The organism is Peribacillus sp. JNUCC 23 (assembly GCF_053653995.1).
On the sequence record NZ_CM132202.1, the window covers coordinates 2,812,017 to 2,827,973 of the forward strand.

Annotated in this window: 16 protein-coding genes; all 16 read right to left on the minus strand. The window is 39.8% G+C overall.

Going from position 1 to position 15,957, the window contains the following annotated elements:
* Nucleotides 1–113: 113 nt before the first annotated feature.
* The 16 genes from lysA to spoIIM all read right to left on the minus strand — a co-directional run bounded on the left by lysA (nucleotide 114) and on the right by spoIIM (nucleotide 15,501).
* Entirely contained in the window at nucleotides 114–1,436 is a 1,323-nt protein-coding gene (gene lysA, locus JNUCC23_RS13625) for a diaminopimelate decarboxylase (RefSeq protein WP_454211924.1), read from the minus strand.
* A 494-nt stretch (nucleotides 1,437–1,930) separates the two neighbouring features.
* Nucleotides 1,931–3,385, minus strand: coding sequence for a spore germination protein (locus JNUCC23_RS13630; protein ID WP_403072075.1), 1,455 nt, complete (start codon nucleotides 3,383–3,385; stop codon nucleotides 1,931–1,933).
* Complete coding sequence (locus JNUCC23_RS13635; protein ID WP_403070477.1) at nucleotides 3,369–3,971, minus strand: stage V sporulation protein AE; 603 nt, start codon at nucleotides 3,969–3,971, stop codon at nucleotides 3,369–3,371. The genes JNUCC23_RS13630 and JNUCC23_RS13635 overlap by 17 nt, the downstream gene beginning before the upstream one ends.
* Nucleotides 3,972–4,151: 180 nt before the next feature.
* Nucleotides 4,152–4,574, minus strand: a complete 423-nt coding sequence (locus JNUCC23_RS13640) for a stage V sporulation protein AB (RefSeq protein WP_062178469.1) — start codon at nucleotides 4,572–4,574, stop codon at nucleotides 4,152–4,154.
* Nucleotides 4,564–5,181, minus strand: a complete 618-nt coding sequence (locus tag JNUCC23_RS13645) for a stage V sporulation protein AA (protein WP_403070474.1) — start codon at nucleotides 5,179–5,181, stop codon at nucleotides 4,564–4,566. Before JNUCC23_RS13645 ends, JNUCC23_RS13640 begins: the two co-directional genes overlap by 11 nt.
* Before the next feature lie 270 nt (nucleotides 5,182–5,451).
* Complete coding sequence (gene sigF, locus JNUCC23_RS13650; RefSeq protein WP_062178463.1) at nucleotides 5,452–6,210, minus strand: RNA polymerase sporulation sigma factor SigF; 759 nt, start codon at nucleotides 6,208–6,210, stop codon at nucleotides 5,452–5,454.
* Between the two features lie 13 nt (nucleotides 6,211–6,223).
* Nucleotides 6,224–6,664: an anti-sigma F factor gene (spoIIAB, locus tag JNUCC23_RS13655; protein ID WP_062178460.1), complete on the minus strand. Its 441-nt coding sequence runs from the start codon at nucleotides 6,662–6,664 to the stop codon at nucleotides 6,224–6,226.
* Nucleotide 6,665: 1 nt separating this feature from the next.
* A complete protein-coding gene (gene spoIIAA / locus JNUCC23_RS13660) occupies nucleotides 6,666–7,016 on the minus strand; it encodes an anti-sigma F factor antagonist (protein WP_062178458.1) in 351 nt (116 codons plus the stop codon).
* A 130-nt stretch (nucleotides 7,017–7,146) separates the two neighbouring features.
* Nucleotides 7,147–8,313, minus strand: coding sequence for a D-alanyl-D-alanine carboxypeptidase family protein (locus tag JNUCC23_RS13665; RefSeq protein WP_403070469.1), 1,167 nt, complete (start codon nucleotides 8,311–8,313; stop codon nucleotides 7,147–7,149).
* A gap of 568 nt (nucleotides 8,314–8,881) precedes the next feature.
* A complete protein-coding gene (locus JNUCC23_RS13670; protein ID WP_403070466.1) occupies nucleotides 8,882–10,186 on the minus strand; it encodes a pyrimidine-nucleoside phosphorylase in 1,305 nt (434 codons plus the stop codon).
* Nucleotides 10,187–10,218: 32 nt separating this feature from the next.
* Nucleotides 10,219–11,031, minus strand: a complete 813-nt coding sequence (locus tag JNUCC23_RS13675) for a purine-nucleoside phosphorylase (RefSeq protein ID WP_062178449.1) — start codon at nucleotides 11,029–11,031, stop codon at nucleotides 10,219–10,221.
* 60 nt (nucleotides 11,032–11,091) lie between these two features.
* Nucleotides 11,092–12,279 (minus strand): phosphopentomutase, encoded by a 1,188-nt coding sequence (deoB, locus tag JNUCC23_RS13680; RefSeq protein ID WP_403070462.1) that lies wholly within the window; start codon nucleotides 12,277–12,279, stop codon nucleotides 11,092–11,094.
* 262 nt (nucleotides 12,280–12,541) lie between these two features.
* Entirely contained in the window at nucleotides 12,542–13,435 is an 894-nt protein-coding gene (gene xerD / locus JNUCC23_RS13685) for a site-specific tyrosine recombinase XerD (protein ID WP_403070459.1), read from the minus strand.
* A 5-nt stretch (nucleotides 13,436–13,440) separates the two neighbouring features.
* Nucleotides 13,441–13,668, minus strand: a complete 228-nt coding sequence (locus tag JNUCC23_RS13690) for a YqzK family protein (RefSeq protein WP_049682018.1) — start codon at nucleotides 13,666–13,668, stop codon at nucleotides 13,441–13,443.
* A 217-nt stretch (nucleotides 13,669–13,885) separates the two neighbouring features.
* Nucleotides 13,886–14,350, minus strand: coding sequence for a ferric iron uptake transcriptional regulator (gene fur / locus JNUCC23_RS13695; protein WP_062178441.1), 465 nt, complete (start codon nucleotides 14,348–14,350; stop codon nucleotides 13,886–13,888).
* Nucleotides 14,351–14,853: 503 nt separating this feature from the next.
* Nucleotides 14,854–15,501, minus strand: coding sequence for a stage II sporulation protein M (gene spoIIM / locus JNUCC23_RS13700; RefSeq protein WP_062178439.1), 648 nt, complete (start codon nucleotides 15,499–15,501; stop codon nucleotides 14,854–14,856).
* Nucleotides 15,502–15,957 lie beyond the last annotated feature (456 nt).

Below are 15,957 nucleotides of genomic sequence, written 5' to 3' on the forward strand. Positions count from 1 at the left end.
CTGCCTCTCCGGTCCTCGAACTTCTCGGTTCTTTTTATCCTCCTTTTGAACACACGCTAATAGTAAAGGGTCAGACCACACTCTTGAGTGCAAGGTCTGACCCTTTACTTTTTTTATTTCGTTTTTACAATTTCCTTTAATTCTAAATCCAAACGGACTAAATCTTCATACGTTTCTCGTTTAATCACTTGCTTTGCCTCTCCATTTTCCACAAAGACTACTGCTGGACGTGGAATCCGATTATAATTATTCGCCATCGAATATCCGTATGCTCCTGTACAAAATACCGCTAGAAGATCTCCGCGGCCAGACTTTGGCAAAGGTAAATCCCAAATAAGCATATCGCCGCTTTCACAGCACTTGCCAGCAATAGAAACCGTCTCTTCTACTTCATCCAATGGTCGATTCGCAAGGACGGCCTCATATTTTGCTTCGTACAGTGCAGGACGAATATTGTCACTCATTCCTCCGTCAACCGCTACGTATTTACGAACTTGTGGCACTTCTTTTTCAGAACCGACTTTATATAAAGTAATCCCTGCATCCCCTACAAGGGAACGCCCTGGTTCAATCCAAATTTCAGGCATTGGAATGTCCGTTCCTTGAAGCTCATTTTGAACTTCACGAACAATTTCCTCTACATATCGAGAAGCAGGAATAGGTGTATCTTCTTTTGTATACCGAATCCCAAAGCCACCGCCTAAATTTAGCACAGGTGGTTGATACCCGAATTCTTCATTCCATTTCTTTAATTGTCCAATTATCTTTTTTGCCGCTAGTACAAAACCGGTCGTTTGAAAAATCTGTGAACCGATATGGCAATGAAGTCCTTGTACGTTCATCCACTTACTTTTTAAAGCTTGCTTTAACGCTTGCTCTGCTTGGCCATTTAGCAAATCGAAGCCAAATTTCGAATCTTCTTGCCCCGTCAGAATATAGTCATGTGTATGGGCTTCAATCCCAGGTGTTACCCTAAGTAAAATATTTACCTTCTGCTCTTTAAACACACACAGCTCTTCTAATAATTCCAATTCGGAAAAGTTATCTACGACAATACAGCCGATATGATGCTCTAATGCCATCATTAGTTCTTCTTCGCTCTTGTTATTGCCATGGAAATGAATTCGTTCTACTGGAAATTCAGCCTTTAATGCTGTATAAAGCTCTCCTCCAGAAACAACATCAAGTGAAAGTCCTTCTTCTTTCACTAGTTGAATCATGGCGATTGATGAAAATGCTTTGCTTGCATATGCGACTTGAGCAGAGATTCCCAGATTTTCAAATGTTTGCTTGAATCCTCTCGCTCTTTCTCTAATTAATTCGATATCATACACGTATAGAGGTGTTCCGTATTCAGCAGCAAGCTGTACAGTATCTACTCCGCCTATTTCAAGATGTCTTGCATCATTTACTTTTCCTGTTCCATAAAAGTGCATATATGTCTCTCCCTTTCCCGTCTTTGGAGCTAATTCCCGGAGTTCTTTTGAGGGATGTCCCCAAAAGGGTCTGACCATACACACTATCACCGTTTATTGTGTCATGTCTATGTCATATAAACAATATATAGGAGATTGAGATCTGAACCCTTTCATTACGAGACAGCCTCTTCCATGTGGAATTTTTTTCTTTCCACTAGCTATTCAAAGATTTACTATTGATTTTAGAATAAAGTTAAATTACCACAACTTTTCGACAACAGCAATACTTATGTGAAACTTCTTTTTATAAGGCTACATATACAACGCTGTTGATTTTTGGATCATTTTAGCTATTGCTGCCCTTTTAGCATAGCTAAAAGTATGTGAAACCGCAGTTTCACATGAATGAACTAACAATTTGGTTTAACTTTCTCCATTTATTAAAGGTATCTTCGTTTTTTCACTTATCTCACATTAACGGGTAGTAAAACTCAACTGATTGAATTTTCACTTTATTTTGGTTGTCGATATCGATCCTGTGGATGTACAATACTTGGTCGGATTATCGAACCTGGATAAGGTCTTCTTAACAAAATATGCGACAGTGCTTTTGGACGAAACGGGATAAGAGGCCATAAGTATGGCGTATTCAACGTTTTTACACTAGCTAGCAAAATGATGTACAACGTTATGCCAATGATTAAACCAGGCAACTTAAATACCGCAACGCCTATTAAAAGAATTAGCCGTGAGACTTTATTCGCCACTCCGAGTTCCAAACTTGGTGTAACGAATGTTCCAACTGTAGCAACAGAAGCGTAGAGTATGACTTCTGGTACGAAAAATCCAACATCGATAGCAATCTGACCAATTAAGACGGCAGCAATTAGTCCCATTGCTGTTGAGAGTGGGGTTGGCGTATGGATGGCTGCCATCCTCAAAAATTCAATTCCAATGTCCGCTATAATGATTTGCAAGATGATCGGAATATTCGTTGATTCATTTGGTCCTACGAATGCTAGTCTTTCCGGCAATAAGGATGGATCCAAACAAAATAAGAACCAAACTGGCAATAGTAAAACAGAAGCAAAAATTCCTAAAAATCGAACCCATCTTTCAAGTGTACCAATGGCTGGGGCCTGACGATATTCCTCTGCATGTTGCATATGATGAAAAATCGTTGCAGGAGTAATGATAACACTTGGAGAAGTATCCACGAAAACGATGACATGACCTTCCATTAAATGGGTCGACGCGACATCCGCCCGTTCCGTATATCGAATCAGTGGATATGGATTGTACCCTTGTTTTACGAGAAATTCTTCTATTGTTTTATCAGCCATCGTCAATCCGTCCACTTTAATATTGCTTAATTCTTTCCGTACAATATCTATCAAGTCTGGATCAGCCAACCCTTTTATGTAGCCGATAGCAATATCCGTTTTTGACCGTTCTCCAACCTGCATGATTTCAAATCTAAGCCGTTCATCTCGGATTCTCCTACGAGTCAGTGCTGTATTGATGATAATATTTTCTACATAGCCATCTCTCGAACCGCGTACCACCTTTTCTGTATCTGGTTCTACTGGTGTTCTTCCTGGATAGCTTCTGACATCGACAACGAGTCCGATTGGCGTCCCATCTACAAGTACTACAATTAAACCAGAGAGTACTTGATCGACTAATTCATCAAGTGTCTTAATTTCGTCGACTGATTGATGTATTAAATTATTATGGACTTTTTCAAACACCTTTTGAGTATGTCTCTCTGTATCATTCTGGTCTACGAGCTGCTCCAAGATATCGATAATAAATGCTGTATCTGTCAGACCGTTGACATAATACACATGAACCTGTTTTTTAAGAATAATTAGCTTTCTAACACCTAAATCAAAACTTTCTCCCAGGCCGACCTTCTCTTTCATAAATGCTTCTGTTTCTTCTACGCTTTCAGGAATCGGTCGCATTTTGTGCTCTTTTTTGTTCGTCACTATACCCGCTCCTTTCTAAAATAAGTTCGACTGCAAGCTTGGTGATGGGAGCACCTTTTTCATAATCATCTTTTTTTGACATCTTTCCGATATCACCAATTCCTACGACAATCGGTGCATGTAACTGATCGATACAGTAAACGGTATCTCCGGTAATCTTTCCTGGTTCAAATTCTTCTGCCCCAAACTTATCTACGCCATTTCCTGTTAAATTACCATCTCGATCAATACTAACATCTACTGTCGTCCATTCTTCATGCCGCGTTCTTGAAGCAACAGCAATGATGCCGAGTACTTCAATGTCCTCATGATTAGCCACATAGCGCATAGCAGTCTCTCCTGCACCTTCTCCTACAATCCCGCTATCGTCAAACATCACTAATACAGGGTCTTTGGGTGTTTTTTTTATTAATTCAACAATGGCCTTGCCTGAAAGAGTGGTAGGGTTCCCCCAAGACATGGAGATGCAGCGACCGTCAATTTCCTTGGCTACAATCTCAACAACCCTTCTTGCATATTCGTCACCATCGGTTATGAGGATTACTTTTCGTTTGTTAACCATTAAAAGTATCCTTTCTATATTAAAGTGAAATTTCCATCAGTGGTTTTTCCCCCACCTATTTTTTCTTGATTCTCTCACCAAAATTGAATCGGGGTATTACGCCTATTAAACCGAGATGAACAGAATAAAGGTTTAGGGTTAAATTCTTGCATAAACCATTTTCCACATGTTCATCTCCCTTCACAAGTTGACGAAATAAATCCATTGAAACAATGATCCAATCACCTTTCCAAATACTACGGCCATGATTAGATAAACCATTTTATCTTGTATTCCAATCCGTTTGGATAAAATGGGAAACACATTTAGCACTTCCGTTAATGCAGCTGCTAGCATTCCATTGAATACGCCGTTTGCCACACCAATGATCGGCAATACGTATTGATTCCAATGCAAGATATTTCCTTGCAGGCTAAGCCATCCTCCAGCAAGCACGCCAAATACTACGGCCCATTCATAATAATGAATCATTTTCATCGTTTTTGTCAGTTGAGTTAGCCTTGGTAGTAGTCCGAGAACAGTTAAGAAAGCGACAAATCCAGCGCCAACAGAAAGTCCGCCTGCAAAACCGATAACGGCAACTAAAATCAAATTACCTGTCATCAATTTGACGGATACTTTCCTTATTTTCATTCATAATCACATATTGGTCTAAATCTTGTTGGTAATTGAACATCTCTACTTCAAGCGGACTTGGCTCTTCATTAAATCGTTTTTTAAAAAAGTGATTAAAAAACAGGACCATCCCTAGTCCCAAGCCAAAACTATAAGGAATTTGAATCAATAACGGGCTCTTGTCTTCCCTACCTGTAATAAGCTTAAATAATTTTTGATGGACTTCTTGCATACTCACATCGACATGATAGTTCATAATCGTGATTCCTGTACCAATAAACAAAAGCATCCACACTCCGATGAAAAATAAAAATGAGAATTTTCTTTTTTCATCGACTACTTCTACGATGGTTTGAGCAGGACCAAACGTTTGTACTTCAAGTTCACCGTCCATTCTTCCTATTTCTTGGATAACTTGAACTAGATCAATAATGATGATATTTTTGTCCTCTTTTTTTACTTCCAACAAGGTAATGTCCTCAAGCTTTCTCACTATATCCTCAGGACCAATTACTTTTACTACATCTTTAACCTTCACTTCCTGATTTAATTTGACGTATACGCGGTTTCGCATTCGTACATATATTAGTTCCATATCACTCACCCCGCACTGTTTTTCCTTATATTTGTAGTATGGATTGGAAATCAAAGGAACATACGGGAGAATCACAATGACTAAAAATTACCATTCGACTCAACTGTTATCTTTTCTTTCTACGGATAAGGTGCGGAGCTTCTAAAAAATCAGCGCAGCAAAGCCACCCTCATAAGGTGGTGAAGTTTTTAGAACCTGAACCTTTTTCATCGCCTAAGTTGGGAGTAGACTCTCATAGATGTTTTTTTACACGCAAAAAGACCATATGAATCACTGATTCATATGGTCTTTCATTTGTTGAAGGATTTTCTTTTCCAAACGGGATACTTGCACTTGCGATATACCTAAACGCACGGCCACCTCTGATTGAGTTTGATCTTTATAATAACGCAAATAGACAATTAATCGCTCTCGTTCGTCCAGTCCATGAATCGCTTCTTTTAAGGCAATCTTATCAAACCATTTTGTTTCATTCGTATCTGCAATTTGGTCAAGCAGGGTGATAGGGTCCCCATCATTTTCATATACGGTTTCATGAATGGATGATGGACTGCGACTTGCTTCCTGTGCAAGGACAATTTCTTCTGGAGTCAGCTCCAAGTGCTCGGCAAGTTCCGTCAATGTTGGGACTCGCCCATATGTCTTCGAAAGTTCTTCCTTAGCACGCCGGACCTTATGAGCCATTTCCTTTAACGATCGACTTACTTTTACGGTCCCATCATCACGGATGAAACGTTGAATTTCACCGATAATCATCGGAACCGCGTACGTGGAAAATTTCACTTCAAACGATAGATCAAACTTGTCAACAGATTTCAGAAGACCGATACAGCCAATTTGATATAAATCATCAGGCTCATAGCCTCGATTCAAAAATCGCTGCACGACCGACCAGACTAATCTTAGATTACTATTTACAATCTTGTCCCTAGCTTCTTGGTCCCCACTCTGGCTGCGTCGGATTAGCATCCGTAATTCGTCATCTTTTAAATGGACCTGGTTCTTCTTGTTTTTAACCTCCACATCCATAGGCGTGTCTCCCTTAATTGCACAAAGCTTTGGTTTTAGTTAAGTGCTTTTTTAGTCGAATGATGGTTCCTTCGCCTTTATGGGAAATGACATGCATTTCGTCCATGAAATTTTCCATAATCGTAAATCCCATTCCCGATCTTTCGAGTTCTGGCTTTGTCGTATAAAGCGGTTGAAGTGCTTCGTCTAAGTCTTCGATTCCAAGGCCCTCATCACGAATTTCCAATTCAACCATATCTTCTTCAAGGACAACAGAAATATAAACAACACCAGTCGGGTCATTTTCATAGCCATGAATGATGGAGTTCGTCACCCCTTCAGATACGACAGTCTTAATCTCTGTTAATTCATCCAGTGTCGGATCTAATTGTGCGATAAATGATGCGACAGACACCCTCGCAAACGATTCGTTTTGGCTGAGTGCCGAGAATGTCAATTCCATTTTATTTTTCATATTAGGCAACCCCCAATCTTTGTAAAGCATTTTCTTCAGAAATATCAAGCTTGATAATTTTAAACAATCCTGACATATCAAACAAGCGCTTTACAGATGGCGAGATTGCACAGACAACCATTTCACCTTTGTTTTTCTTAATTTGGTTATAGCGTCCAAGAATGACGCCCAGCCCTGAGCTATCCATAAATGTTAACTCTTCAAGGTTAAGCACGATATGTTTAATCTCCTGTTTCTCCAGCACGGATTCAGCCTGTTGTTTTAGCTTTGCAGCTGTATGGTGATCCAATTCTCCTTTTAGACGGATACATAAGACTCGATTTTTAGTTTCCATTTCAATTATCAGACTCAAACTTCATGCCTCCTTATCTGTCGTATAAGGAGTGAATTTCTACTTTTAGAGAGTCAATTCCTTCTTATTGGCAAAACTAGTGGGTTTTCGGCTAAAAAAGTAGGATTTGGCTTGATTTTGACACAAAACGCTACTCTATTTTTGTAAACATGCCGAAAGATCGTTTATATAGATCCCACCAGCTTGCTTTCTTCACTGTATTTTTCGCTACGACGGGTGAGCTCGTCACTTTTTTTCCATCTTTTAAGATTTCAATTGTTCCAATTTTTTCACCCTTCTTGATCGGTGCTTTTATATGTTTGTCGAGTTTGATATTTTTTGTAAAATCTTTCGCTGAACCGCCTTTTGCGGTTAATACAGAAATCGGCTCACTCGTTACACCCGTAACAGTTTTCTTATTCCCTTTACTTACAGAAACCGTATCAAGATCGACACCTCGCTTATATAGCGGGTGGGTCATAAATTGTGAAAATGCATAATCCAGCATTTTCGTCACCTGTGCATTCCGTTCTTTCGGTGTCGGGGCCCCCATTACGACCGCAATGACCCGCATATCGCCTTTTTTCGCAGTCGCTGTTAAGCAATATTTCGCTTCATTTGTAAATCCAGTTTTCAATCCATCAACACCTGGATAAAATCTAACAAGTTTATTTGTATTGACAAGCCAGAATTTCTTGTCGGTATTTTCACGAAGGTATGCTTCGTATGTCCCTGTAAATTCGGTAATTAAGTCATATTTCAATAATTCCTTGGCCATAATCGCCATATCATGCGCTGTACTGTAATGATCAGACTCTGGGAGTCCTGTGGCATTTTGGAACTTCGTTTGATTTGCACCTAGTTCCTTCGCTCTCTTATTCATTTTGGTGACAAATGCTTCTTCAGAACCTTCCAATCTTTCAGCCATTGCAACCGATGCATCGTTTCCTGAACCAATCGCAATTCCTTTCAACATTTGTTCAACCGTCATAACTTCTCCAGGTTCTAGAAAGATTTGCGATCCTCCCATTGAGGCGGCATATTCGCTTGTGCTAATCTTTTCATTTAACTTTAATTCACCTTTATCAAGCGCCTCCATGATGAGTAGCATAGTCATAATTTTTGTCATACTAGCAGGCGGTAGCTGCTCTTCTGCGTTTTTGTCATATAAAACTGTTCCGGTATCTCTTTCAATTAAAATGGCCGATTTCGCCTGTTCTGCTAATTCAATACCATTTTTCTCAGCAGCAAAACTATGTGGAATGCTCATGCTTGTTAGTAGTAGAATGGCTGCGCATATACTTACTATCCGCTTCATCTGCAAACCCCTCCTATTCTTGATAGCTTTATTTTTTCCAAAATAATCATTAATATACAGACCTTGTCAATTAAAAAGGAAAATGAAGGAAGGTATCTATCGGTATCTGCTTTTATTTCGACTCGACTCATGTTTCTTGACTTCGACGCATTAATAAATTATTTCATCCAATTTCTACTAAATTAAGCGGTCTTCGTTGCAATTGGAGTGGTTTCATTCAAATATTGGCCTAATTTACAGATATCAGCCATTCCCCACAATATATCGGCCAATTTGCAACTTATATCAGCGGATTTTCTCATATATCAGCCGTGAGCTAAACTCCTATTCCTTAAATACAAAAAAAGCCGTCCCATGAGAAAGAGGCCGCTGAAAAAGGAATTCTTTATAAAAGTTTTGAAGATTTTCATCAATATACAGATAATAAAATAGACTTTTTCAGTGCCCACCATGAAAAAGGATCAGAACCCACATCTACTATATATCGTTTAAGGCGTGAACAGAACACAATAAACGGTGTATAGAGTGTGAGGCCTGACCCTTTAGGACAACCTTATTTTCATCAAAATTATTCCGTAATTTGTTTGTATATAAGCGTTGGTTTTTCGACTTTTTCAGAAGAAATTGTAATATTAGCATACAGTTTTTCTTCGACGGCAGAAACGTCTTCAAAGTTACTGTAAATTGTCACAAGGGACTCCCCTTTGGCGACGCGATCGCCAATCTTCTTATTTAGCATAAGGCCCACAGCTAAATCAATCTCAGATTCTTTTGTAGCCCGTCCTGCTCCTAGAAGCATTGCGGCTGTTCCTATTTCGTCTGCTACGATTGTAGAAACATATCCATCTTCTTTCGCCTCAAGCTCAAATATGTATTGGGCTTGTGGAAGCTTCTCCGGATGATCAACAATCGTCCCGTCTCCTCCTTGTGCTTCAAGGAAATTTTTGAAAGAAGCAAGTGCTGAGCCGTCCTTGATTGCTTGTGTAAGCATCGTTCTTGCACTTTCAATAGATTCCGCCTTCTTCGCTAAATACACCATATAACTACCAAGCGTTAAGGAAAGTTCCGTTAAATCTTCCGGTCCCTCCCCTTTTAATGTATCAATCGCTTCTTTTACTTCTAATGCATTTCCGATGGCAAAGCCAAGTGGTTGGCTCATGTCTGAAATTATCGCCATTGTATTACGGCCTACGTTATTCCCGATGCTTACCATTGCCTTAGCCAACTGTTCAGAATCTTCAACCGTTTTCATAAATGCCCCCGCGCCTGTCTTTACATCCAAGACGATAGCGTCCGCACCAGCGGCAATTTTTTTACTCATAATCGAGCTTGCAATCAACGCGATATTGTCAACTGTTGCTGTTACATCACGAAGAGCATAGAGTTTTTTATCAGCTGGAGTCAGATTTCCACTTTGACCAATTACAGCGAGTTTGTTTTTGTTGACAAGATGGATAAATTCTTCATTTTCAATTTCAACATGGAAGCCTTCTACCGCTTCCAATTTGTCAATGGTACCGCCAGTGTGGCCAAGACCTCGGCCTGACATTTTCGCAACAGGTACACCGACTGCAGCAACAAGCGGGCCTAGCACAAGCGTTGTGGTATCACCTACACCACCGGTGCTATGCTTATCTACTTTAATTCCTTCTATTGCTGATAGATCAATCGTATCTCCCGAGTTGACCATCGCCATCGTTAAGTCAGCACGTTCTTTTTCAGCCATGCCTTTAAAGTAAATAGCCATGGCGAATGCACTCATCTGGTAATCAGGAATCGATCCCTTTGTGTAACCGTCAATAATAAAGTTAATTTCCTCTGTTGATAGTTCAAAACCATCCCGTTTTTTTGCAATTAAATCAACCATTCTCATCTGAAATCACCACTTCTTAAAAAATTTTTAATTTACATTTGATTAACAATTTCTTTTACAAAGCTTAAGAAGCTGCTTTTTACTTTCTCCGTCGTTTCAATCACTTCTTCATGCGATAGTGGCTGATCCAAGATACCAGCTGCCATATTCGTGATACAAGAGATACCTAGCACTTCAATCCCTGAATGACGAGCTATGATAACCTCTGGCACAGTTGACATCCCTACTGCGTCTCCGCCCATAACCCTTGCAAGACGGATTTCTGCTGGTGTTTCATAAGTTGGACCGCTAAATCCTAAGTAGACTCCCTCTTTTGTATCAAGTTGAAGTGAAGTAGCAATCTCCTTCGCTTTTGCACGAAGCTGCTTACTGTATGCTTCAGACATATCCGGGAAGCGTGGACCAAAGCGCTCATCGTTCGGTCCGATCAAAGGATTTGTCCCTGTGTAATTTATATGATCTGTAATGAGCATTAAATCACCTGGAACAAAACTTTCATTCACACTACCGGCAGCATTCGTCACAATCATTTTCTCCACACCAAGAAGCTTCATAACACGAACTGGGAACGTGACCAATTCCATAGGATAGCCCTCATAATAATGGAAACGGCCTTGCATAGCGACAACCTTTTTCCCGCTTAGTTCGCCAAGTACTAGCTGCCCTGCATGCCCTTCAACGGTTGACACTGGGAACTCTGGAATCTCACTGTACGGAATTTTCACTGCATTTTCAATTTCGTCCGCTAATACACCTAGACCTGATCCTAAAATTAAGCCGATTTCTGGTGTTGCATTAAACTTTTCTTTAATAAACGATGCTGCTTTTTCAATTTTTTCGTACATTCCGCAATTCTCCCTTTATTCTTTTTATTGTTCGTGAGCAATACCAACATCAGCAATCTTTTAATGAAGATATCCTAACAAACTTTTTCCAAACTCCGGCATTTTCACCTTAAAATTATCTGCTACTGTTGCGCCGAGATCAGCAAATGTTTGACTAATTGGCAATTCTTTCCCGTCTGTAAAGCGTTTTGAGTAGATAAGTAATGGTACGTATTCACGTGTATGGTCTGTTCCTGCGTGAACGGGATCATTCCCATGGTCTGCAGTAATGATTAATAAATCATCTTCTCTCAATTTACTAAACACTTCTGGCATACGTGCGTCGAATTCCTCTAACGCTTTTCCGTATCCGATTGGATCGCGGCGATGTCCGAATAATGCATCAAAGTCAACTAAATTTAAGAAACTTAAGCCTGTAAAGTCCATATCTAGCGTCTGCAATAATTTATCCATTCCATCCATATTGGAAACCGTTCGCAATGACTTAGTTACACCTTCCCCATCAAAAATATCAGAGATTTTCCCGATGGCCAGAACGTCCAAACCTTCATCTTTTAATTCATTCATAACCGTTCGATCGAACGGTTTTAATGCATAGTCATGGCGATTCGACGTTCTTTGGAAATGGCCTGATTCCCCGATAAACGGTCTAGCAATGACACGGCCGATTTTATATTCATCAGCCAATGTCAATTCACGAGCAATTTCACAAATTTTATATAATTCATCTAGCGGAACCACTTCTTCATGCGCGGCAATCTGAAGAACAGAATCAGCGGACGTATAAACAATCAGCGCCCCTGTTTTCATATGCTCTTCACCAAGTTGGTCGAGAATTTCTGTTCCACTTGCTGGAATATTTCCGATGATTGAGCGACCTGTTCTTGCTTCTAATTCGTGAATGAGCAACTCTGGGAACCCGTCAGGAAAGACGCGGAAAGGCTTCGTGATATTAAGACCCATAATTTCCCAATGACCAGTCATTGTATCTTTTCCCGTTGATGCTTCTTGCATTTTAGAGAAAAATCCTAGTGGTTGTTCCGCTTTATCCACACCTTGAATTTCTCGAATATTACTTAGCCCCAATTTCCCTAAATTCGGCATTTTTAATCCGTTCATCTTCTCTGCGATATGACCAAGTGTATCCGCACCCTTATCACCAAATAATTCAGCATCCGGCGCCTCGCCGATCCCGACTGAATCCATCACAACTAAGAAAATCCGTTTATATTTAGATACTTCTTTCATGTTCATTCCTCCTTGCTTTTTACCTCTATCTTTTATACTACCCGTAATAATATTGATTAAATCTCGTTTTAAAATGTAAGCGTTCTTCGAGGTCAGAAGTCTGACAACCTTATTGTAAACGAATGACTATCCTTTTTTCAATGATTATATATTTTAAAAACCTCGCAACCACTACTGACAGTCTAATTAAAGTCCTTTAAATCGATAAACAATGTGTAGTGTGCGAGGTCTAAACCTTTTGGTACATTCCTCTATCCATCTATTAAGCTCTTGGATGGGACTTCGAATACACATCTTTCAAACGAACGTTTGTCACATGTGTGTATATTTGCGTGGTTGAAATATCGGCGTGCCCGAGCATTTCCTGCACCGCTCTTAAATCGGCTCCATTCATTAATAAGTGCGTGGCGAACGAATGGCGTAATGTATGTGGCGTTAGGTCTTTTTCAATGTTTACTTCTTTCGCAAGCTTCTTTAAAATTTTCCAAAAGCCTTGCCGAGTCAGGCGATTCCCATGATGATTCAGAAATAGTGAATCGGTTTTATAATTTTTACTAACAAATTTGCCGCGAGCTTGAACTAGATACTGGTCAATGGCGAAAAGTGCTGTTTTTCCAATCGGAATAATTCTTTCTTTATTCCCTTTACCGACACAACGTACAAAGCCCATTGTCGAGTGAACATCAGATACATTGAGATTAATCAATTCACTCACCCGCATACCTGTTGCATATAAGAGCTCAAGCATCGCCTTATCCCTAAATCCATATGGCTCGATAAGCTTTGGTGATTCAAGTAATGATTCAACTTCTTCCATACTTAGCACTTTCGGAAGACTTCTTTCTGGCTGTGGTGATTCAATATGTACAGATGGATCTTGGTCTGTCACTTTTTCACGGATGAGAAATTGGTGAAAGGACCGGATCGAAGCAATATGTCTAGCAATTGTTTTCGAGGATTTCCCTTGGTCTTTCAAGTGTGCAAGAAAATGGATAATGTTCGTCCTGCGGGAATCGTTCCAACTAGCCAGTTGACTGACATTTTTCAAGTAGGTCTGATACGATTTCAAGTCTCGCTCATAAGAAACAAGAGTGTTCTTAGCAAGCCCCTTCTCCACGGTCAAAAAGTGAATATAATCTCTTATTTGATCTTCCATGTGCATTACTCCCCATTTAAATAAAACAGCATAAGCCTGCTAAACCACGTCTCTTCTTCTGGATGTTCCGCTGTTGTTACTTTAATTGCAGTTCCTTTCGGTTCATCATAGCGATGATACCCTTCAAACTCCTGATTTAACCATACCATGCCGCTATAAAAAAGAACAGTAAAGCTCACGAAGAGCAGCAATACCTTTGCAGTATGAAGTAACATGGATAATGATGTCTTCATTTCTTCCCTCCGTCCCCTAACTAACCATCTGTGGGGATGAAAAACCCTCACTTATGGAAGTTTCACTTTATTCGAGTCTGCACTCTTTGGTTCACAGTTCGAATAACTTGTCTTACTTCAATCTATGCCAAGTCAGACAGGTTTTATACGGGTTTTTGCTTTAAATAAGGGAAATATGCAAAAAACCTTCTCCTTGTGTAGGAAAAGGCTGCGTAACTCATTCAGTTGCTTCATCATCTTCTGTTTTATCATGGCATCTGTGGCAAATTCCGTGGAAGGTCAATCTATGATCTTTTATTTTAAAATTCCAATCACGTTCAACGATTACTTCTACATCTTCAAGCAAATCTTCCTGAATTTCGTCCACTGCACCACATTCCACACATACAAGATGATGATGAAAATGCGCTGCGCCTTCCTGTCTTAAATCGTATCGGGACACTCCGTCACCAAAGTTAATCTTATCAACTATTTTTAATTCAGTAAGCAATTCAAGCGTACGATATACTGTTGCCAAACCTATCTCCGGCGCCTTCTCTTTGACAAGGAGGTAAACGTCTTCAGCGCTTAAATGATCCTCTTCATGTTCAAGTAAAACGCGGACGGTCGCTTCTCGTTGAGGCGTCAATTTATAGCTGGACGAGTGCAACTGCTTTTTTATTCGATCGATTCTAGTCTCCATACCTTTTCCCTCCCGCGCCGTATCGTTTCTATTATATCAAAAGAGGGAAAACTGTCAAAAAAGAAAATCTTCATCTGCTTATTTTTCTGCGAAAAAGGTGCGGAGCTTCATATAGGTGATACAATTTATCCCGCATTAACGTGCAGTAGTCCCACCTCAAAGCTTAGAAGAATCGAGGAAGCATAGATGGGATAACTACCCGTAAAAGCCCGATTGGTGAGATACAGTGAAACTTACCGCTGTGCTCTTCAGTGGTAAAATTTGTGCCCTCAGGATGTGGGTCACACAGACGAAAGACTAAAGGACGCGGCGTACTTAGTCTGTAATTCATTGAAGCTGGTTCGCACTATCGATTGATCGAAGCGAAAGCGAAGAACTTAGCTACAGGAGAACGGGACTAAAAAATCAGTGGGGGATGAAGCCCCCCACTGATTGAAATTTCACTTTATAGAACCTGGACCTTTTTCATCGCTTTAGTTTTAGAGCAGGCGCTCATGGATGTTTTATCTATTTAATAAACTAACGACATTTTTCATTAGAGAAGGAGATACATAGGCTTCAATTGCACCAGCGCAGGCTAAAAATACGACCGATACGGTCAATGCAAATATATAACGCATGATAATCGGCTTTAATGGCTCGCGAATTTGTTTCATGAGAATTCTTTGTATCATTTTCGTCGATAACGAAACGGATATGACGGCGATGATGATAAATACAGGAACGATAATAATATTTTGCGGTAGAATCGAAACAAAAGAAAGCAAGAAGCCCCCCCACCCCATTTGGCTAACCAAGAAACCAACTGTAAATCCAACTACTATTCCTTTTAAAAACAGTAAAACCAAAATTACAGGCAGACCGATTACTGACACTCCTAATATCCACATAACCGCTATATATTTTACATTATGAGAAACGCTTTGGGTAAACATGTCCCAATCAGCCGTAACTTTCGCCTCGGATACTTGTCCAAAAAATTGCGATAGATAATAAAATAAGTCATCACTCTGAGTAAAGCTCAAACTATTGACAAGAATGGCCCCAAAGATGACCCCCATTAAAAATAGTACGGTAATAAACACATACAATGAGGAATGTTCGTTGATATGATTAATTGCTGCGTTTGGTACGACGGATTTTTTCTTCATCTTTTTTCCTCCCGACTATTACTTACTAAATTGTATGATGAATCGTGTCCATTATGACTCAGAATTTTTTTCAACATAAGAAGTTGTTTGTTTTTTCAGACAACGGATATGTATGGAGCAAAGCGAGTAGAGATTCGCTGCGATCCGAACAATGTTAGCAGTAAACGGGTTCCCGAGTAATTGGGCTTTGTTCTTGAGACAATTCTTCGAAATGATAGTGTGAGTGTGGATGGCAATCGGTGCGGGATACTTGCGTGTTTTCGAAAATTATAAAATAAGAAAAGCCTGCTGTGATTTCGAGGCTACTGAAAAAGTCCTTTTAAAGAGAAAAAGAAGCTAACGACCCACTATATATAGGTTGTTAGCTTCTTCTATTGTCTGTATATCGATAAAAATCTTCGCTACTTTCAAAATGAGTTACTTTTTCAGTGCCCACGTGACTTCAGCGAGCTTTTC